Below are 16,581 nucleotides of genomic sequence, written 5' to 3'. Positions count from 1 at the left end.
GCTTCTCCTTGAACCAGCGTTCTGAATTGGGGGACGGCGGTTTCGACAGCCGCGCGTCCGCTGTCCGGGTGCGGAGGACGAGCTCTGCACCCGGACGCGGGTCAGTTGGCGGTGTGGCCGCCGTCGACGTTGAGGATGTGGCCGGTGATGTAGGAGGCCTCCTGCGACGCGATGAACACGATGGCGGCGGCGACCTCCTCCGAGAGGCCCAGGCGAGCCAGCGGAACCTCGCTCACCAGGTCCGCCTTGTTCTCCGGTGTGCCGGTGAAACGGGTCAGCATGCCGGTGTCCGTGGGGCCCGGGGCCACGCCGTTGACCCGGATTCCCGAGCCGGCGACCTCCAGGGCCACCGACTTGGTGATGCCTTCGACGGCGTGCTTGCTGCCGACGTAGACGGAGGCCCCCGCGGCGCCCTCGTGCCCGTAGGTCGAGGAGATGTTGACGATGCTGCCGCTGCCCTGTTCCTCCATGACGCGGACCTGGTGCTTCATGCTCAGGAGCACACCGAGGACGTTCGTGTCGAACGTCGCGTTGTACGTTTCCGCGCTCTGGTCGGTGATCGGGCTGGGCCGGCCTTCGGTGCCGGCGTTGTTCACCGCGACATCGAGGCGGCCGAACCGGGCGACGGTCTCGTCGACCATGGCGCGCACATCGTCCTCGTTGCGGACGTCGGCGTTGATGAACTCGGCCCACGAGCCGGCCGCGCGCAGTTCCTCGACCAGGGCCTTGCCGGCCTCATCGCGGCGTCCGGTGACGACCACGTTCGCGCCCTGCTCGGCGAAGGCGACGGCGGCGGCGCGGCCGATGCCGGTGAGGGCACCGGTGATCAATACGACAGGGTTGTCCATTGTCTTGCTCGGTTTCTGTAGCTGGGGTGTGGGTCAGACAGCGGTGCGTCCGCCGTCGGCGGGGATGACGGCGCCGGTGATGTAGCCGGCGGCCGTCGAGGCCAGGAACGCGATGACGTCGGCGATCTCCTCGGCCTCCGCCGTGCGGGCCAGGAGCGTGGTCTTGCCCAGGGCCGTGAGGTTCTCCCTGGAGGAGCCGCCGGTGTAGGCCGGTCCGGGGGCGATGGTGTTGATCCGCACGCCCCGCGGGCTGTACTCGGCGGCCCAGGAGCGGGTCAGCGAGGCGAGCGCGGCCTTGGTGGCGCTGTAGGCGGCGCCGCCTGCCAGGCCGATCTGCCCGGCCATGCTGCCCAGGTTGATCACGGTGCCCCGGCCGCGCTCGGCCATCGCCGGCGCGATGGCGGCCGTGAGGTAGTAGGCGCTGCGCACGTTGGCGTCGAAGAGCGCGTCGAATGTGTCGGGCTCGAGGTCGGCGGTGGGGCCGAACCAGGAGAACCCGGCGTTGTTGACGAGGACCTCGACGTCCTTGGCCGCATCCGCCAGCTGCTTGATGGCGGCGACGTCGGTGAGGTCGGCGGCGAGGAATTCGGCCCGGCCACCGAGGCCCTCGATCTCCTTGACCACCGCGGCTCCGCGGTCGGCGTCGCGTCCGTGCACCAGGACCTTGAATCCGTCCCGGGCGAGCTTCTTCGCGGCGGCCCGGCCGATACCGGACGTCGCGCCGGTCACCAGGGCTGTACGTGTCTCGGCCATGATCACACCTCCTCCGAATAGTTAGACCGGTCTGTCTGGTCTCGAGATTCAGCTAAACAGACCTGTCTAGTCTCGTCAACTCCAGAGGGGCGGATCCTATGCCTTTCCCTCTCAGATGGAGGTTTGACACTGGTAGAAGGTGGTATCTACGGTTGAAGTACTAGGAAGACAGACTGGTCTAATCAGTTGATAGAAGTGGGAGTAGCGCATGAGCATGACCTTCTTCGGCGCGTCCTTCGACGCCCATGACGCCGCACGCGCCGCACGGTTCTGGGCCGCGGCCCTGGACCGCAAGGTCGCCGACGGGGCCGACGAGCACGACGCCGTCGTGGAGGCCGGTGATCCCGGCAACGGACCGCGGCTGGCTTTCCACAAGGTTCCCGAGGCCAAGAGCACCAAGAACCGGTTCCACCCGGATCTGATCACCGGCGACTACGAAGGTGAGACCGAGCGCCTGCTCGCGCTCGGGGCGACGAAGCTCAACGAAGTCGAGAGGGGCGGCGCCCGGTGGACCACCTTCGCCGACGTCGAGGGCAACGAGTTCGACCTCATCGCCGGCTGAACCACCCACCGCAGAGGAGAGGAACAAGACCATGCCGACACGAAAGCCCAAGATCCCCGGGCCCGGCCACCCGATCACCATCGAGCCCACCGGCGTGCGCGTGGTGGCCCGCGTCGGCACACACGTCGTCGCCGACACCACCAGGGCCCTGACGCTGCGCGAGGCGAACTACCCGCCGGTCCAGTACATCCCGCTCGACGATGTCGACCAGACGCTGCTCATGGACAGCGCCACCCAGACGTACTGCCCGTACAAGGGCGACGCGTCGTACTACAGCATCGCCCTGGCCGAAGGCGGGCCGGCCGACGCGGTGTGGTCCTACCGCGAGCCGTACGACTCTGTCGCAGCCATCGCCGGCCACGTCGCCTTCTACACCGACCAGGTGAATGTCGTCCTCGGGGCCTGACAGTCGAGGAAGGAGGCTGCGGGCCTCCTCCGCCTGGCCGGCGCCCCCGTCACCCCGACCAGCGAGACGAGCAGAAAATGACCGCTCCGAGCGAACTCTGGTCCCCGGCCGGGCAGAGGGCGGCGGCGACCTCGCCGGGGCGGCCGGCTCGGCCGGGCGGGGCCTGCGCGGCCGGCTCGGCCGCAGCGGCGGCCTGAGCGCCGTGCGGTAAGGCGGCCCGCAGCTCGGCATGCCGGGCACCACGCCATCCACCTCCGACGCCCCCCTCAACACGGCCCGGGGCGAACGGACTTGGCGAACCGGCTTGGCGAACGGGCTTGCTGAGGGCGAACGCGCCGGGCCGGTGCTGCGGGCGGCATCCCGTCCGGCCGCGTGGTTCAGGGGCTTGTCGCTGCCCTTGTCACCTGGTCTTCTGTACGCCGGGTGATCCGTGACGCGTGTTCGCCCGCCGGCCGCGGGCAAAACCGGGCACCGGAACGGGATACGAAAAGCGAGGATGAGGCGGCGTGGAACCAGTGGCGGGACCGGACGTACGGGGTGCGGTGCCCGAGGGGCTCGGCGTAGCGATACGCGATACGGCCGAGGAGATCGCCGCACTGCTGCGGGCGGGCGCCGGCATGGAGCGCCGGGTGCCGCAGTCGCAGTGGAGCGTCGGGGAGGCGGCCGCGCATCTGGCACTGGCCAACGAGCTGATGGCGGACATCGCGGCGGGACGTGCGCGCAGCTACGGGGACGGCACGCCGCAGAGTCTCGCCGCGGCCAACGAGCAGTCGCTCGCCGCGTTCGGTGAGCGCGGGGCCGAGCCGCTGGCCGGGATGATCGTGGAGCAGGCCGCTGCGTGCCTGAAGGCGCTGAAGGAGCGGAGCGCGGAGGGGACGGTGGTCACTCCGCTGGGCCCGATGGGACCGGATGTGCTGGGGTCGTATCTGCTCACGCACATGCTGGGACACGGTTACGATCTCGCCCGTGCACTGGGGCGGGCGCACATGATCGACCGTGAGCGGGTGCGGCTGACGCTGCCGTTCTTCATGACGGTGATGCCACGGGTGACCGACACGGCCCGCACGGCCGGGCTGAGCGCCTGCTACGCGATCCGCCTGTGGGGCGGCGGCCGGTTCGGTGTGCGGGCGGCCGGGGGCGCGGTGTCGGTCGGTGAGCAGCTGCCGGGGCGTACGGACTGCACCATCCTCATCGAGCCGGTCACGTTTCTCCTGATGGCGCTCGGGCGCCGGGGCCAGTGGGGCGCCCTCGCTCAGGGCCGCATCCTGGTCGGAGGGCGCAAGCCCTGGCTCGCTCCGCGTTTCCCGGCTCTGTTCAAGGCGCCCTGAGCGCGACGGGGCCGCGCCCTCCGGACGGCGTCCGGACGACGGCCGGCTGCCTGTGGCCCTACGGGCTCGGTGGTCACCTGGGCCCGGGGGCGGTGACGGCCGGGGCGGCGCCGAGGAGGCCGAGGAGGGTCTCGCGGTGGAGGTCCGCGATCGGGCCGAGGAAGTCCGGGTGGCGCAGCAGGGGGGCCGCGCGGTGGTCACGCGGGCTGGGGATGGTCAGCCGGCGCGCGTCGCCCACGCTGTCGGGGCCGTGGTGGGTGGCGGCCAGGCAGGCGGCGGCCAGGGCGGCGAGGTCGGCGTCGGCCAGCAGGCAGGCCGCCCAGCTGACGACGGTCTCGTCGACCTGGGTGCGCCAGGCGTGGGTGGCGTCCGTCAGCGGGGGTGCGTCGGCGCCGGTGACGAAGTCCAGCCGGCCGGAGCCGCCGGGGCCGAGCAGGTCCAGCAGTTCGGCGTCCAGCGCGGTGGGGTAGCGCAGGGCGGCGGCGATGGTGGCCGCGTGCCCTGCCTGGGCTTCGGCCAGGGCCTGGTTCAGCGGGCCGGTGGCCGGGGGGAAGGCCGCAAGCAGCCAGCGTGTGGAGGCGGCGATCACGGGCGAGAGAGCGGTGGGCATGGTGGACCGTCCTGTGCGTGTGCCCGCCTGTCCTGGGTGTTCCGGTGTGGGTGATCCGGTCGCGGGCACTGCGCGCCCGGGCGGGGATGTGCGTGACGGACAACGGTACGGCGGCCTCCCGCGGAGGCGACAGGAGCTGCGTCACAGCCGGGGCGGTGGGGCGGCGCGGCCGGGGGGCGGGCGTTGCCGCTCACGGCAGCCGGGCCGGGGGCGCAGCGGCAGGCGGCGTCCCGGCGGCGGCGGGGAACGGCGTCGGTGGGGAACGGCGTCGTGAGGCTCTGCCGCGGTGCGGCTGCGGCAGGGAGACGCGCGTCACCTTCCGCGTCACCTTCGTTGATGTCACACCGGAGCAGCCGGCCGGGGCCTGGCCGGGCGCGGTCTAGCCGAGCATGCGGTCGAGGTTGAAGGCGGCGCTGATCAGGGCGAGGTGGGTGAAGGCCTGGGGGAAGTTTCCGCGCTGTTCGCCGGTGTGGCCGATCTCCTCCGCGTAGAGGCCGAGGTGGTTGGCGTAGGTGAGCATCTTCTCGAAGGCGAGGCGGGCCTCGTCCAGGCGGCCCGCGCGGGTGAGTGCCTCGACGTACCAGAAGGAGCAGATCGAGAAGGTGCCTTCCTCGCCCTGGAGGCCGTCGGGGCTGGCCTGGGGGTCGTAGCGGTAGACCAGGGAGTCGGACACCAGGTCCTCGCCGAGGGCGTCGAGGGTGGCGAGCCATTTGGGGTCGGTCGGGGCGATGAACTTCGCCAGCGGCATCATCAGCAGGGAGGCGTCGAGGATGTTGCTGTCCTCGTACTGGGTGAAGGCGTGGCGTTCGGCGGACCAGCCGCGGCTCATGATCCGCCGGTAGATCGTGTCGCGGACGGCGCCCCAGCGGACCATGTCGGCGGGCAGGCCGCGGTGCCGGGCCAGCCGCATGGCGCGTTCGATCGCCACCCAGCACATGAGGCGGGAGTAGAGGAACGTCTTGCGGCCGCCGCGGGTCTCCCAGACTCCCTCGTCGGGCTGGTCCCAGTGGTCGCACACCCAGTCGACGAGCTCGCTGATGCTGTCCCAGTGGGCGCTGGAGATGGGCTTGCCCCACTTGTCGTAGAGGTAGAGGGAGTCGACGAGTGCCCCGTAGATGTCGAGCTGGAGCTGGTCGACGGCGGCGTTGCCGACGCGTACGGGGGCTGAGCCGCGATAGCCCTCGAGGTGGGGCAGTTCGCGTTCGGGCAGGTCACGGCATCCGTCGATGCCGTACATGATCTGCAGGGGGCCGGTGGGTCCGAACGGGCCGTCGGGGGCGCGCTGGACGTGTTCGGTGACGAAGCCCATGAAGGCTTCGGCCTCGTCGGTGAAGCCGAGTCTGAGCATCGCGTACACGCAGAACGCGGCGTCGCGGATCCACACGTAGCGGTAGTCCCAGTTGCGTTCGCCGCCGATCTGTTCGGGCAGGCTGGTGGTCGGCGCGGCGACGATGGCGCCGGTGGGGGCGTAGGTGAGGAGTTTGAGGGTGAGGGCGGAGCGGTGGACCATTTCCCGCCAGCGGCCGCGGTAGCGGGACTGGGACAGCCAGCGGCGCCAGTAGCGCACGGTCGCGTTGAATTCTCTTTCCGCCTCGGCGACGGCGCAGAAGCGGGGTGCCACGTCGCCGCCGACCTGGTCGATGGTGAAGACGGCCGTCTCGCCCTCGTGCAGTTTGAACAGGGCCCAGACGTCCGGGCCGTCGATCTCGATGGGCACGGTGGAGGTCAGGGCGAGGCGCAGCGAGGCGGAGGCGAAGACCGCCTGGCCGGCCCCGGCGTGCACGGTGTGGGGTGCGGTGCCGTACTCGAAGCGGGGGGCGACGCGGGCGCGGAAGGGGAGTGCTCCGCGCACGCACACCACGCGGCGGATGAGGCGGTGGCGGTCGGCCTCGCGTGAGTCGTCGACGACGGGCATGAAGTCCTGGATCTCGCCGACTCCGTCGTCCGCGAAGAAGCGGGTGATCAGGACGTTGGTGTCGGGGAAGTAGAACTGTTTGGTGCGGGTGGGGACGTCGGGGGCGAGTTCGAAGGATCCGCCCCGTTCGGCGTCGAGGATCGAGGCGAAGACGCTGGGTGCGTCGAAGCGGGGGCAGCAGTACCAGTCGATGGTGCCGTTCGTGCCGACGAGGGCGGCGCTGCGCAGGTCGCCGATCAGGCCGTGCTCGGCGATGGGCAGGTAGCCGGGGGTGCCGGTGCCGCGGGGCCCGGCGTCTATCCGGTCACTGTCCTTCGCTCCGGCCTCAGGAGTCGCTTCAGCCACGTCAGCCTCCTTGGGCTTCGCCCGAGCCGCCCCCTGGTGTCCAGGCTAGCGAGTTGTCGCACCCGTGGGCCTGCGGAGCGGGGGAGCGGGGGCACGCGCCCCTCTCCCCCGCATGCCGGCTCCGCCTCGCGGGGGCGGTCAGCGGGCCGCGGGCTGGGCGGGCAGGTTGAAGACGTGACCCGGGGAGACGATCTTCGCGATCGCCTCCCCGAAGAGGGTGCTGGGCTCCGCGTGGCCTTGCCCCCGCCTGTCGGCCGAGGGGGGTCCCGGACGGCGCGGTAAGGACCGTACGGCACCGGCCGGACCGTACGGCACCGGCCGGGCGGTGCGGTCCGGGCGGACGGTGCGGTCCGGGCGGACGGCGTGGTCCGGGCGGACGGTGCGGTCCGGGCGGACGGCGTGGTCCGGGCGGACGGCGTGGTCGGGGCGGACGGTGCGGTCCGGGCGGACGGCGTGGTCGGGGCGGACAGGCCGTGCGGGCAACCGGCCTGCGGGCACGGCTTCATGACGGGCCGTCAGCCATGGCGGCCGCATGCCGCTTGCCGGCCGCCGGACCGGGCCCGTGCAACCGCCCGCCCTCACTTGATCGTCCCTGCCCCCGGGGAACCGTGACGGGAGGGGATCACGTGGTGCGGGATCACATACGTCTCGAGGACGAGGGCCGGGGGGAGATGACGTGAGTGTCCTGCTCTGTCTGCTGGTCGTCCTGGTCGCGGTCGTCTCCGGCGTGGTGTTCCTGGGCCGGGGACTGGCCTGCGTCTGGAGAGGCGGGCTCGCGCGCTCGCTCCGCGGTCTCGCGTACGTCGTCGCGGCGGGCGCGGCCGTGATGTACGCCTGGGGAATGCTGTACGTCGCGGGCGCGGCGCTGGAGGCGGAGGACGGCGGGGCGGACTCGTCTCCCATCCGGCCGTGCCGCACGGGCGTGCAGGAACGCGACTACTGGATCGACGACTACCACGTCTGGTGGGTACCGGTCCGCTTCGTGTGCCATCGAAGCGACGGGACCACCTACGACCGGGAGGTACCCGGATACGTGAACCCGGCACTGGCCGGCCTCACGGTCAGCGCAGTGGCCCTGGCCGTATACGCCCGCTCCATGTCCGCCCGCTCCGTGTCCGCCCGGTCCGCATCCGCCCGGTCCGCGGACGAGCGCGCGCGGAGGCCGTGAACATGCTGGCGTTCTACGCCGTGGCGCTGATCAGCCTCTTCCTGGTCGCGGCCGGATCCGTTGCGTACCTTCTGTGGGCGGCCCTGCGCCGTCCGTCCCGGCAGGTCCGCTGGGCCGTCATCGGCGCGGGTGTGGCGGTGCTCGGATACGCGGCTGCCGTGGCGTACGGGCTGGCCTTCACCGACCCCGTGCAGGTGTGCGGCGAGAAGACCCTCGACAACGACTTCCCGCTGGTGCGCGTGCGCGTGAACGCCTTCCCGCCCGACGTCAGCTGCTACTGGACCGACTCGGGGACCTATGGGCCCTCGCACCCCACAGCCCTGGGAACGTGGGTCATGTGGGCGGGCACCGGGATTCTGGTCGTGGCCCTCTCCGTCATCCTGATCGGGCGGAGGTCGCGGGCCTCGCGCTGGGTGCGGGCCGGTGCGATCTGGTCGCCGTTGGTGGCCGCCATGATCTGGGTGACCGGTGTCGGCCCCGCGATGGGACTCTCACGGACCGAGCTTTATGACGAATGCCTGCACGCGAAGACGGTCCCGCCGGAAACCAAGCTGATCCGGATCGACGTACGGGACATCGAAAGAACGGTCTTTCCGCCCTCCCTCACCTGCACCTACTCCGACAGCGAGGCCGACCTCCTCGCACCCGAGCGGACCGGTCTGCTCGGGTGCGGCGTCGTCTTCGTGGCGTTCACGGGGGTCGCCCTGTCCCAGGCCGCACGAGCGGGCCGGCCCAGGCCGAGCATGTGAGATGTGAGACGGGCCGGGCATGGCCGTCCGCCACCGGGGCGGTGCCGGAACGGCGCCGGTGTGCCGCTGCTGACGGGGCCGGGCCGAGGGAAGTTCGGCCCGGGCCGGTGAGCAGCGGCGGTGCGGCGCGGCGGTCACATCGCGGGCGCGGGGAGCGTGGCGGTCACGTCGCGGGCGCGGGGAGCGTGGCGGTCACGTCGCGGGCGCGGGGAGCATGGTGGTCACGTCGCCGTGGTCGCGGGGAGCGTGGTGGTCACAGGCCCAGAGAGACGGCCAGCCGGGTGAGTTCGGCGGTGCTGTTGATGTTGAGCTTGGCCCGGATACGGCGGAGGTAGGCGTCGACGGTGTGCTTGGAGAGCCCCATGTGGCGGGCCGTCTGCAGGTAGGTGCGCCCTGCGGCGATATGTCGCAGCGTCTCCTGCTCGCGGGGGGCCAGCGCGGGGACGGGGGCTTCGGCGTGCGGCGTGGCGAGTGTGAGGCTCATGGGATTTCCTCCGGCGTGTCGGCTCGGTCGTCGCTGCTCACACCCTTGAAAGCAGGGGACATATGACCGAATAAGTCGTTTTGTCCGCTTTACATAAAGAGTGGCCGGGGGACTTCATGACGGTGTCCGCCGACTGTCACAGGCCTGTCACAGGCAATCCCCGCGGGTTTGCGGCGGCGCGGTCACGGACGAGGCGGCGGGCCGCGCCCCCGGTGACGGCGCCGGGTTGGTGCTCCGTGCCCCCCGGGATCATGCTTGTCAGGAGAGCCCCCGGCCGTGCAGGTTCCCGAAGGGCGAGATGAGCGGCGATGGAGCGACTTCCCACCCATCCTGGTGAGCGGCCACACGAGTCGGACACCTCCCCCGGTCCGGCCCGCACGGCCCCTCCCACTCCCCCTCCCACGGCCACCGCCGCCGTCGACGCGCGGGGCATCGTGACGGAGTGGAGCGAAGGCGCCCGGCAGCTGCTCGGCTACCCGCCCTCGGAGATCGTGGGACAGCCCGCCGCCCGTCTGCTCGCCGACGACCCCGGCACGGCCGGCGCGGCGGCGCTGCGGGATACGGCCGGACGGGAGCGGTGGAGCGGCACCGTGGCACTGCGGCACCGCGACGGCCGCCGGCTGCGGCGGGAACTGCTGGCGCACCGCCGTACGGCGGACGGCCCCGTCACCGAGTGGCTCGTGGTGTCCGCCGTGACCGGCACACCCGAGGGACAAACGCCTGCCGGCACGCCCGAGGGAGAAGCAGCCGGGCGCCCTGCTCCCGGGAGCGAGACGTCCGGGAGCAGGGCGCCCGGAAGCGGGACGCCCCGGAGCGAGGCGCCCGGAAGCGGGACGCCCGGGAGCGGTCGGCTGGGGGAGTGGGCGTTTCGCCAGTCGCCCTGTGTCCTGGCCGTCTTCGACGCGGATCTGCGGCTGGTGCGGGCCAACGCCGGTATGGAGCAGGTGCTGTCCCTCACCGAGGACCAGATGCGCGGGCTGCGCCTGCCGGAGATCGTGCCGCATCCGGTGAGCGACGAGACCGAGGCGAAGATGCGCCGGGTGCTGGAGGGCGGCGGCCCGCAGCATCTGCGGGCGGGCGCCGGTCCCGCGGGCACCGGGGCGGACGACGGCTGGTCGACCTCCCTCGTCCCGCTGAAGGACCCCGCCGGCCGTGTGCGCGCGGTGTGCCTGGCGGCGCACCAGCGGCTCCAGGAGCATCTCGCCCGGCAGCGGATGCTCCTGCTGAGCGAGGCCTCGGCCCGCATCGGCACCACCGCGGACAGCGGGCGCACCGCGCAGGAACTGGCCGACATCGCCGTCCCCCGGCTCGCGGACTTCGCCGCCGTCGATCTGCTGGACGCCCCCCGGCACGGCGGCGAGCCCTCCCCCGCCGCCCCGGCCAGGGCCCTCACCGCGACCCGTACCGCCGTGCGCTCGGTCCTCGACGACGGCCCCGCCGCCTCCACGGCGGGCACAAAGACCCTCTACCCGGCCCTGTCACCGGTGGCCCGGTGCCTGGCCCAGGGCCACGGCACCCTGTACGACGCGGCCGACCCCGACCTCCTCCGGTGGGCGCGGCAGGACCCGGGGGCCGCCCGGCTCCTGGGCAGCGGAACGCACTCGGTGATGGTGGTGCCGATGCGGGCCCACGGCGCCACGCTCGGTGTGGCCCTCTTCGGCCGGAACCGGCGCGCGGAGCCCTTCGAGGCGGACGACCTGTGGCTGGCCGAGGAACTCACCGCCAAGGCGGCCGTCAGCATCCACACCGCCCGCCGCGACAGCCGGGAGCACACCAGCACCATGACCCTGCAGCGCAGCCTGCTCCCGCAGACGCTGCCCGAGCAGGGAGCCCTGGACATCGCCACCCGCTATCTGCCCGCCGGCACCCGGGCCGGCGTGGGCGGCGACTGGTTCGACGTCATCCCGCTGTCCGGTGCGCGGGTGGCCCTCGTCGTGGGCGACGTGGTCGGCCACGGCATCCGCGCCTCCGCCACCATGGGCCGGCTGCGCACCGCGGTGCGCACCCTGGCCGACGTCGACCTGCCGCCCGACGAACTGCTCACCCACCTCGACGACCTCGTCCTGCACCTGTCCGCCGACGAGGGCGGCACGGACGGCGCCGAGGAGAGTGCCGGGGGCATCGGCACCACCTGCCTGTACGCGGTCTACGACCCGGTCTCGCGCCGCTGCGCCCTCGCCCGGGCCGGCCACCCGCCTCCCGCCGCGGTCACCCCGGACGGCGCCGTGCGCTTCCTCGACGTCCCGGCCGGCCCGCCGCTGGGCCTGGGCGGCCTGCCGTTCGAGACCTTCGAGACCGAACTGCCCGAGGGCAGCCTCCTGGCCCTCTACACCGACGGTCTGCTCGCCGCCCGCGACCACGACATCGACGAGGCGCTGGACAAGATGTTCGCCGCCCTCGCCCGCCCCGCGAAGACCCTCGACACGGTCTGCGACAGAGTCCTCACCGCCATGCTGACCCACCGTCCCGACGACGACATCGCCCTGCTCGTCGCCCGCACCCGGGCCCTGCACGCCGACCGGGTCGCCGCCTGGGACCTGGCCTCCGACCCGGCCGTCGTCGCCCAGGCCCGCAAGCACGCCACCGAGCAGCTGACCGCCTGGGGGCTGGACGACGCCGCCTTCATCACCGAACTGACGGTCAGTGAACTGGTCACCAACGCCATCCGCTACGGCCGGCCGCCCATCCAGCTGCGGCTGATCCACGAGGACTCCACGCTGACCTGCGAGGTCTTCGACTCCAGCAGCACCGCCCCGCACATGCGGCGCGCCCGGACCTTCGACGAGGGCGGGCGGGGCCTGCTGCTGGTCGGCCAGCTCGCCCGGCGCTGGGGCACCCGGCACGCCCTCACCGGCAAGACCGTCTGGGCCGAGCAGTCCCTCTCCCCCGGCTCCCCCGGCTGACCGCCGCCCGGGACAGGGCGCCTAGAGGCGTACGACGACCAGGGCGACGTCGTCGCGTCCGCCGCTGCTGACACCGAGGCGGGCGAGCAGCATGTCGGCCAGGCGTTCGGGAGCAAGACGGGTGTGGCGGGTGAGGGTGTCGGTGAGCCGGCGCAGGCCGACGTCGATGTCCTCTCCCCGGCGTTCGATGAGCCCGTCGGTGTAGAGCACGAGGGTGTCTCCCGGGACGTAGGGCAGCTCGGCCTGGGGGCGGGGCACGTGGCGGGGTCGGGCGCCCAGCGGGGGGTCGGTTGCCTGGTCGAGCAGTTCGAAGGAGCCGCCGGGGTGCACCAGAACGGGCGGGAGATGGCCCGCGCTGCTGTAGCGGATGCGGTGGCCCTGGTCGTCGATGACGGCCTTGACCACGGTGGTGGCCAGCGCCCCTTCCACCGAGCGGGCATACAGGCCCAGTACCTCCAGCGCTCTGGCCGGCTCGTGCAGGGCGCGGACCGCCGCGGACAGGGCGCTGCGGAGCATGCCCATCGCCGCGGCGGCCTCCAGGCCGTGTCCGACGACGTCGCCGACGGCCACGGCGAAGCCGCAGGGCAGATCGACCACGTCGTACCAGTCGCCGCACACGTTCAGGGACCCGGCGGCGGGCATGTAGCGCACCGCGATGTCCTGGTGGCCCGCCAGGTCGGGCGACTGCAGCATGGCCTCCTGCAGGGTGACGGCGATCTGGCGTTCCCGGGCGTGTGCCTTGCGCAGTTCCTCGTTCAGCTGCTGCAGTTCGCGCGCCCGCGCATACAGCTCGGCCTCCATCGCCTCCCGCTCGCCCAGCACGCCGGCCCATCGCTCGCGCGGAAGGCGGGACATGACGAACTCGGTCACGTCCTCCACCCGGTGGATGATCCACTCCACCTGCCCGTCCGGCCCGAGCACCGGGGTGTTGATCGGCGACCACCAGCGCTCCTCGAACGCACCTGGACGGCCGGTGACGGGGATGTCGTACTTCTGCACCGCCATGGTGTCCGGTTCCTTCGAACGCAGCACCCAGTGCAGGGAGGCACTCAGATTCCGCACCCCGTCGGCGTCCGGGTCCGCGGGATTGTCGGGGAAGGCGTCGAAGATGTACCGCCCGACCAGTTCCGCCCGGGTGCGGGCGGTCGCCAGGAGGTACGCCCGGTTGACGGCCACGATCACCAGGTCGCGGCCCAGCACCAGATACGGGCTGGGCGTGGCGGCGAACAGCGCCCGGTAGTCGATCCGCTCCCTCACCACACGCGCTCCCTACCTCCCCGACGTCGCAGACCTCGCCCCGCCCACGAACCCACTCGACCACGACACGGGGCCGCCCGCGCTGCGGGAACCCCGGCCCCGCAGTCCCCGCACCTGGCCGGGGAGTCCGACGCCGTGGCGCTGGCCGGCGCGGCGAACGAGTCGTACGCCGGGCTGGCGGCCCGCTTCCCCGGACGCTTCCGGATCTTCGCCGCGCTGCCCCTCCCCCACATGGACGCGGCCCTGCGGGAGCTCACCCGCGCCTTCGACGACCTCGGGGCGGTCGGTGTCGGCGTGACCACGACCGTGCTCGGCCGCACCCTCGCCGATCCCCTCTTCCACCCCCTCTATGAGGAACTCGACCGGCGCGGCGCCGTCCTGTGCATCCACCCGGCCGGCGAGGGCGCCGCCAGCCCGCTGATCACCGAGCACGCCATGACCTGGATGGTCGGGGCGCCGGTCGAGGACACGGTGGCGGTCATGCATCTGATCCTCGCCGGGATCCCCGCCCGCTATCCGCGGATGCGTGTCCTGGCCTCGCACCTGGGAGGGGCACTGCCGCTGCTGCCGCGCCGGCTCGACGACCACCTGGCCTTCGAGTCCCCCTGGACACCCGAGCGGCCCTCGATCGCCGCCCGCCGCCTCTGGTACGACACGGTCAGCCACGCGCATCCGCCGGCACTGGCCGCCGCGGCGGCGTCCTTCGGGGCGGACCGCCTCGTCCTCGGCACGGACTTCCCCTACGAGGACGGAGAGGTCTTCCTGCGGGCCGTGGACCACATCGCCGACTCGGGGCTCACCCCGCAGGAAGCCACGATGATCCTCGACACCAACGCGGCAAACCTGCTCGGCCTGTCCGCGCCCTGACCCCCGCGGGCGCAACCGCTCCCACCGCACCGCGGGCCGGCCCCCCTCAGGGGGCGGGCGGACATCAGCCGGCGCCGCCGGTGCCGCCGCGGCCGCCCATGCCGCCGCTCTCACAGCCGAGCCCGAGGCAGATCCCGCCGGTGCCGCCCTTGCCGCCGCGGCCGCCGTCGCCGGTGCCCACCGCGGCTCCGCCCGTGCCGCCGGTGCCGCCGTTGGCGCTGCCGCCGCAGATCCCGGCGCAGATCCCGCCCGTGCCGCCGATACCGCCCTCGCGGCCCGGCGCGCCGGTCGTGCCGGTGGCGCCGTTGGCGCTGCCGTTGCACAGCCCGGCGCAGATCCCGCCCTGGCCGCCGTTGCTCCCGTTGACGGTCCCGTTGCAGTTGCCCGCACACACCCGGTCGCCGATCCGCACGCTGCCGTCGCCCACCTTGACGGTGCCGAACTTGACGGTGCCGAACTGACCACTGCCGAACTGGCCGCCGGCGAACTGGCCGCTGCCCGGCCGGCTGCCGCCGCCCGGCTGGGCGCCATCGGCGGGGAGCTGCCGGGCGGCGGCCACCACGGCCGTATGGCTCTGCGGCACCGGCGCGGCCATCGCGGCCGGCGCCAGCGCGCCGGCCGCCACACCGGCGGTCAGGGCAGTCGAGACCGTGAGACCGAGACGGACCTTCCAAGAACGCATACGCATGGCATTCCTCTTTCCAGAGAATTATTTTCCGTACCGCGGTTTCCGCTGTATCGAATAAACCCGGTCCAGGGCCTCGCCGTCACGGCCCGGGAATTCGGGACTTGACAGGAACGCCCCGGCCCGCACCGGGCCGGGGCGTCGGAAGAAGTTCCTCAGGAGCCGAAGAGGGAATTCAAACCCATCAGCGCGGCCCAGTCCCCGTCGCGGAACTGCTTGTCCCAGGTGTCGAACTCCTTCTCGGAGATCTTGTACTTCTTGGCGACGTCGGCCTTCTTCGCCTGCCCGGACTCCACGGTCAGCACGATCCGTATCTTGTCCACGCCCGTGAGCTCCGACTTGGGCTTGTCGGGCAGGTCGTCGAACTTGAAGCAGCCGAACTGGCCGAACTGGCCGGGCTTGCCGGGCTCCCCCGGCTGGCCGGGCTCACCGCCCTTGCCGCCTTCCCCGCCCTTCCCGCCTTCCCCGCCGTGACCGCAGTGGGACGGGTCGGCCGGGGCCATCTGGCTGGTGCCTGCGGTGACGCCCGGCGCCGCCTGGGCTGCGCACGCGGTGCCGGTGGCGAGGGCCACCGAGGCCACCGCCAGGACGAGCGGACGCTGCCAGCGAGTTCTGGACATGGGGGTTCTCCGTTTTCCTTGAGCGAGGTTGTGGTTCTGCGTGCGCAGCGCCGGCCGTCCGGCTCCGCGTCCTGGTCGATGTGGGTGCGGGGGTGAGGGGCCGGGAGGCGGAGGCCGTGCGGGCCTCCGCCCCACCGGGGCGAAACGGTCAGAAGATGCTGCCGCCGCCGGCGCCACCGCCGCCGCCCAGGCCGCCGAAGAGGACACCGAGGCCGCCCGCGCCGCCCTTGCCTCCGTTGCCGCCCTGGAAGACACCGAAGCCGCCGTTGCCGCCCTTGCCTCCGTTGCCGCCGATGACACCGTCGCCGCCGGAGCCGCCGGAGCCGGCGCTGCCGCCGAACAGGCCGGTGCCGCCGTCGCCGCCCCTGCCTCCGTTGCCGCCGATGACACCGTCGCCGCCGCCACCACCGCCGCCGCCACCGCCGCCGGACAGGACGCCGTCGCCTCCGTTGCCGCCCTTGCCTCCGTCACCGCCGACGCCCAGGACGCTGCCGCCGCCGGAGCCGCCGGAGCCCCCGCCGCCGCCGATGAAGCCGCCGCCTCCGGCACCGCCGTCACCGCCGGCACCGCCGCCGTGGACGAAGCTCACGACATGCGCGGCGGGCATCGGGGCGGCCATCGCGGCGGACGCCGGAAGGACGATGCCCCCGGTGATCACCGCGGCCGAGGCGGCGAGTGTCGCGAGGCGGAGGCCCCGGCGCTTGGAACGGACGTCGCTGCGGGTGTGAAAAATACGGTTCATGGGTTTTCTCCTACCGATTCAGGACTCTTCTGCCTGCCCCGGAAGTTCGGGACGACAGCCGGCGGACCGTTTTACCGGGACCGCCACACCGGGACAATTCGCGGTTTCGGTGAAAGAGAAAACCCTCTGCCGAAGATTTCCGTCCTACCGTCCTGCCTCATTTATTTTCCGGATTTCCTTTCCGGTGAGGCCCGCACTTCAAGTAGGCCCCACGGGCACCGCACGGTCACGTTCCGAGGAGTCGTGACTTGACCCAGCGGAACGAGTCGGGTAAAGCGCGCAAAAAGACACCGCACGGTGGTCCTGGGACACCGTGCGGCGTATGTGCGCCAGCGCTGC

General features: G+C 72.5%; 17 protein-coding genes. 7 read left to right on the top strand and 10 right to left on the bottom strand.

Annotated features, from left to right (window positions below; genetic code table 11):
* Positions 1–101: 101 nt before the first annotated feature.
* Complete coding sequence (locus tag AQJ27_RS49725; RefSeq protein WP_067385423.1) at positions 102–848, bottom strand: SDR family NAD(P)-dependent oxidoreductase; 747 nt, start codon at positions 846–848, stop codon at positions 102–104.
* Between the two features lie 33 nt (positions 849–881).
* Positions 882–1,601 (bottom strand): SDR family NAD(P)-dependent oxidoreductase, encoded by a 720-nt coding sequence (locus AQJ27_RS49720; RefSeq protein WP_067385463.1) that lies wholly within the window; start codon positions 1,599–1,601, stop codon positions 882–884.
* Between the two features lie 208 nt (positions 1,602–1,809).
* On the opposite strand from AQJ27_RS49720, the gene AQJ27_RS49715 reads away from it, so the two are divergent.
* From AQJ27_RS49715 to AQJ27_RS49705, 3 genes are all read left to right on the top strand, one after another.
* A complete protein-coding gene (locus AQJ27_RS49715) occupies positions 1,810–2,163 on the top strand; it encodes a VOC family protein (protein WP_067385421.1) in 354 nt (117 codons plus the stop codon).
* A gap of 31 nt (positions 2,164–2,194) precedes the next feature.
* Positions 2,195–2,569 carry a DUF427 domain-containing protein gene (locus AQJ27_RS49710; RefSeq protein ID WP_067385420.1) on the top strand — a complete coding sequence of 125 codons (375 nt, stop codon included), beginning with the start codon at positions 2,195–2,197 and terminating at the stop codon, positions 2,567–2,569.
* Between the two features lie 506 nt (positions 2,570–3,075).
* The gene (locus AQJ27_RS49705; RefSeq protein ID WP_425275297.1) at positions 3,076–3,897 is read left to right on the top strand and encodes a maleylpyruvate isomerase family mycothiol-dependent enzyme; all 822 of its coding nucleotides are present in this window, start codon (positions 3,076–3,078) and stop codon (positions 3,895–3,897) included.
* A gap of 73 nt (positions 3,898–3,970) precedes the next feature.
* Here the strand turns inward: AQJ27_RS49705 and AQJ27_RS49700 are convergent, their stop codons facing one another.
* From AQJ27_RS49700 to AQJ27_RS60425, 3 genes are all read right to left on the bottom strand, one after another.
* Positions 3,971–4,507 (bottom strand): hypothetical protein, encoded by a 537-nt coding sequence (locus AQJ27_RS49700; protein ID WP_067385415.1) that lies wholly within the window; start codon positions 4,505–4,507, stop codon positions 3,971–3,973.
* A gap of 379 nt (positions 4,508–4,886) precedes the next feature.
* Entirely contained in the window at positions 4,887–6,722 is a 1,836-nt protein-coding gene (locus AQJ27_RS49695) for a glycoside hydrolase family 15 protein (RefSeq protein WP_067385460.1), read from the bottom strand.
* Positions 6,723–6,905: 183 nt separating this feature from the next.
* Positions 6,906–7,250, bottom strand: coding sequence for a hypothetical protein (locus AQJ27_RS60425; protein WP_067385413.1), 345 nt, complete (start codon positions 7,248–7,250; stop codon positions 6,906–6,908).
* Between the two features lie 193 nt (positions 7,251–7,443).
* On the opposite strand from AQJ27_RS60425, the gene AQJ27_RS49685 reads away from it, so the two are divergent.
* Together AQJ27_RS49685 and AQJ27_RS49680 are read left to right on the top strand one after the other, a co-directional pair.
* Complete coding sequence (locus AQJ27_RS49685; protein WP_067385411.1) at positions 7,444–7,935, top strand: hypothetical protein; 492 nt, start codon at positions 7,444–7,446, stop codon at positions 7,933–7,935.
* A gap of 2 nt (positions 7,936–7,937) precedes the next feature.
* Complete coding sequence (locus tag AQJ27_RS49680; RefSeq protein WP_067385409.1) at positions 7,938–8,684, top strand: hypothetical protein; 747 nt, start codon at positions 7,938–7,940, stop codon at positions 8,682–8,684.
* 253 nt (positions 8,685–8,937) lie between these two features.
* On the opposite strand, the gene AQJ27_RS49675 is transcribed toward AQJ27_RS49680, so the two are convergent.
* On the bottom strand, positions 8,938–9,168 hold the full coding sequence (locus AQJ27_RS49675) for a response regulator transcription factor (RefSeq protein WP_067385407.1): 231 nt from the start codon (positions 9,166–9,168) through the stop codon (positions 8,938–8,940).
* 308 nt (positions 9,169–9,476) lie between these two features.
* Between AQJ27_RS49675 and AQJ27_RS49670 the strand changes: the two genes are divergently transcribed.
* Complete coding sequence (locus AQJ27_RS49670) at positions 9,477–12,071, top strand: SpoIIE family protein phosphatase (RefSeq protein WP_079065916.1); 2,595 nt, start codon at positions 9,477–9,479, stop codon at positions 12,069–12,071.
* 21 nt (positions 12,072–12,092) lie between these two features.
* Here AQJ27_RS49670 and AQJ27_RS49665 read toward each other — a convergent pair whose 3' ends face one another.
* Entirely contained in the window at positions 12,093–13,328 is a 1,236-nt protein-coding gene (locus tag AQJ27_RS49665) for a PP2C family protein-serine/threonine phosphatase (RefSeq protein ID WP_067385405.1), read from the bottom strand.
* On the opposite strand from AQJ27_RS49665, the gene AQJ27_RS49660 reads away from it, so the two are divergent.
* Positions 13,275–14,195 (top strand): amidohydrolase family protein, encoded by a 921-nt coding sequence (locus tag AQJ27_RS49660; protein WP_079065919.1) that lies wholly within the window; start codon positions 13,275–13,277, stop codon positions 14,193–14,195. The genes AQJ27_RS49665 and AQJ27_RS49660 overlap by 54 nt on opposite strands.
* A gap of 64 nt (positions 14,196–14,259) precedes the next feature.
* Here the strand turns inward: AQJ27_RS49660 and AQJ27_RS60420 are convergent, their stop codons facing one another.
* The 3 genes from AQJ27_RS60420 to AQJ27_RS57110 form a co-directional block, all read right to left on the bottom strand.
* Positions 14,260–14,883 carry a hypothetical protein gene (locus AQJ27_RS60420; RefSeq protein WP_159064654.1) on the bottom strand — a complete coding sequence of 208 codons (624 nt, stop codon included), beginning with the start codon at positions 14,881–14,883 and terminating at the stop codon, positions 14,260–14,262.
* A gap of 152 nt (positions 14,884–15,035) precedes the next feature.
* Complete coding sequence (locus AQJ27_RS49650; RefSeq protein WP_067385401.1) at positions 15,036–15,500, bottom strand: DUF1153 domain-containing protein; 465 nt, start codon at positions 15,498–15,500, stop codon at positions 15,036–15,038.
* A 148-nt stretch (positions 15,501–15,648) separates the two neighbouring features.
* Positions 15,649–16,242: a hypothetical protein gene (locus tag AQJ27_RS57110; protein ID WP_067385399.1), complete on the bottom strand. Its 594-nt coding sequence runs from the start codon at positions 16,240–16,242 to the stop codon at positions 15,649–15,651.
* Positions 16,243–16,581: the final 339 nt, after the last annotated feature.

It is taken from the genome of Streptomyces olivochromogenes (assembly GCF_001514115.1).
Lineage (GTDB): Bacteria > Actinomycetota > Actinomycetes > Streptomycetales > Streptomycetaceae > Streptomyces > Streptomyces olivochromogenes.
Note: the sequence above shows the minus strand (reverse complement) of the source record. Positions and strands in the feature narration are given on the sequence as shown.

Bases quoted from the DNA above. Each gene is read 5' to 3' on its own strand.
- AQJ27_RS49670 (WP_079065916.1), top strand. From the start codon at position 9,477: ATGGAGCGACTTCCCACCCATCCTGGTGAGCGGCCACACGAGTCGGAC.
- AQJ27_RS60420 (WP_159064654.1), bottom strand. From the start codon at position 14,883: ATGCGTATGCGTTCTTGGAAGGTCCGTCTCGGTCTCACGGTCTCGACT.
- AQJ27_RS49675 (WP_067385407.1), bottom strand. From the start codon at position 9,168: ATGAGCCTCACACTCGCCACGCCGCACGCCGAAGCCCCCGTCCCCGCG.
- AQJ27_RS49725 (WP_067385423.1), bottom strand. From the start codon at position 848: ATGGACAACCCTGTCGTATTGATCACCGGTGCCCTCACCGGCATCGGC.
- AQJ27_RS49710 (WP_067385420.1), top strand. From the start codon at position 2,195: ATGCCGACACGAAAGCCCAAGATCCCCGGGCCCGGCCACCCGATCACC.
- AQJ27_RS49650 (WP_067385401.1), bottom strand. From the start codon at position 15,500: ATGTCCAGAACTCGCTGGCAGCGTCCGCTCGTCCTGGCGGTGGCCTCG.
- AQJ27_RS57110 (WP_067385399.1), bottom strand. From the start codon at position 16,242: ATGAACCGTATTTTTCACACCCGCAGCGACGTCCGTTCCAAGCGCCGG.
- AQJ27_RS49680 (WP_067385409.1), top strand. From the start codon at position 7,938: ATGCTGGCGTTCTACGCCGTGGCGCTGATCAGCCTCTTCCTGGTCGCG.
- AQJ27_RS49700 (WP_067385415.1), bottom strand. From the start codon at position 4,507: ATGCCCACCGCTCTCTCGCCCGTGATCGCCGCCTCCACACGCTGGCTG.
- AQJ27_RS49720 (WP_067385463.1), bottom strand. From the start codon at position 1,601: ATGGCCGAGACACGTACAGCCCTGGTGACCGGCGCGACGTCCGGTATC.
- AQJ27_RS49715 (WP_067385421.1), top strand. From the start codon at position 1,810: ATGAGCATGACCTTCTTCGGCGCGTCCTTCGACGCCCATGACGCCGCA.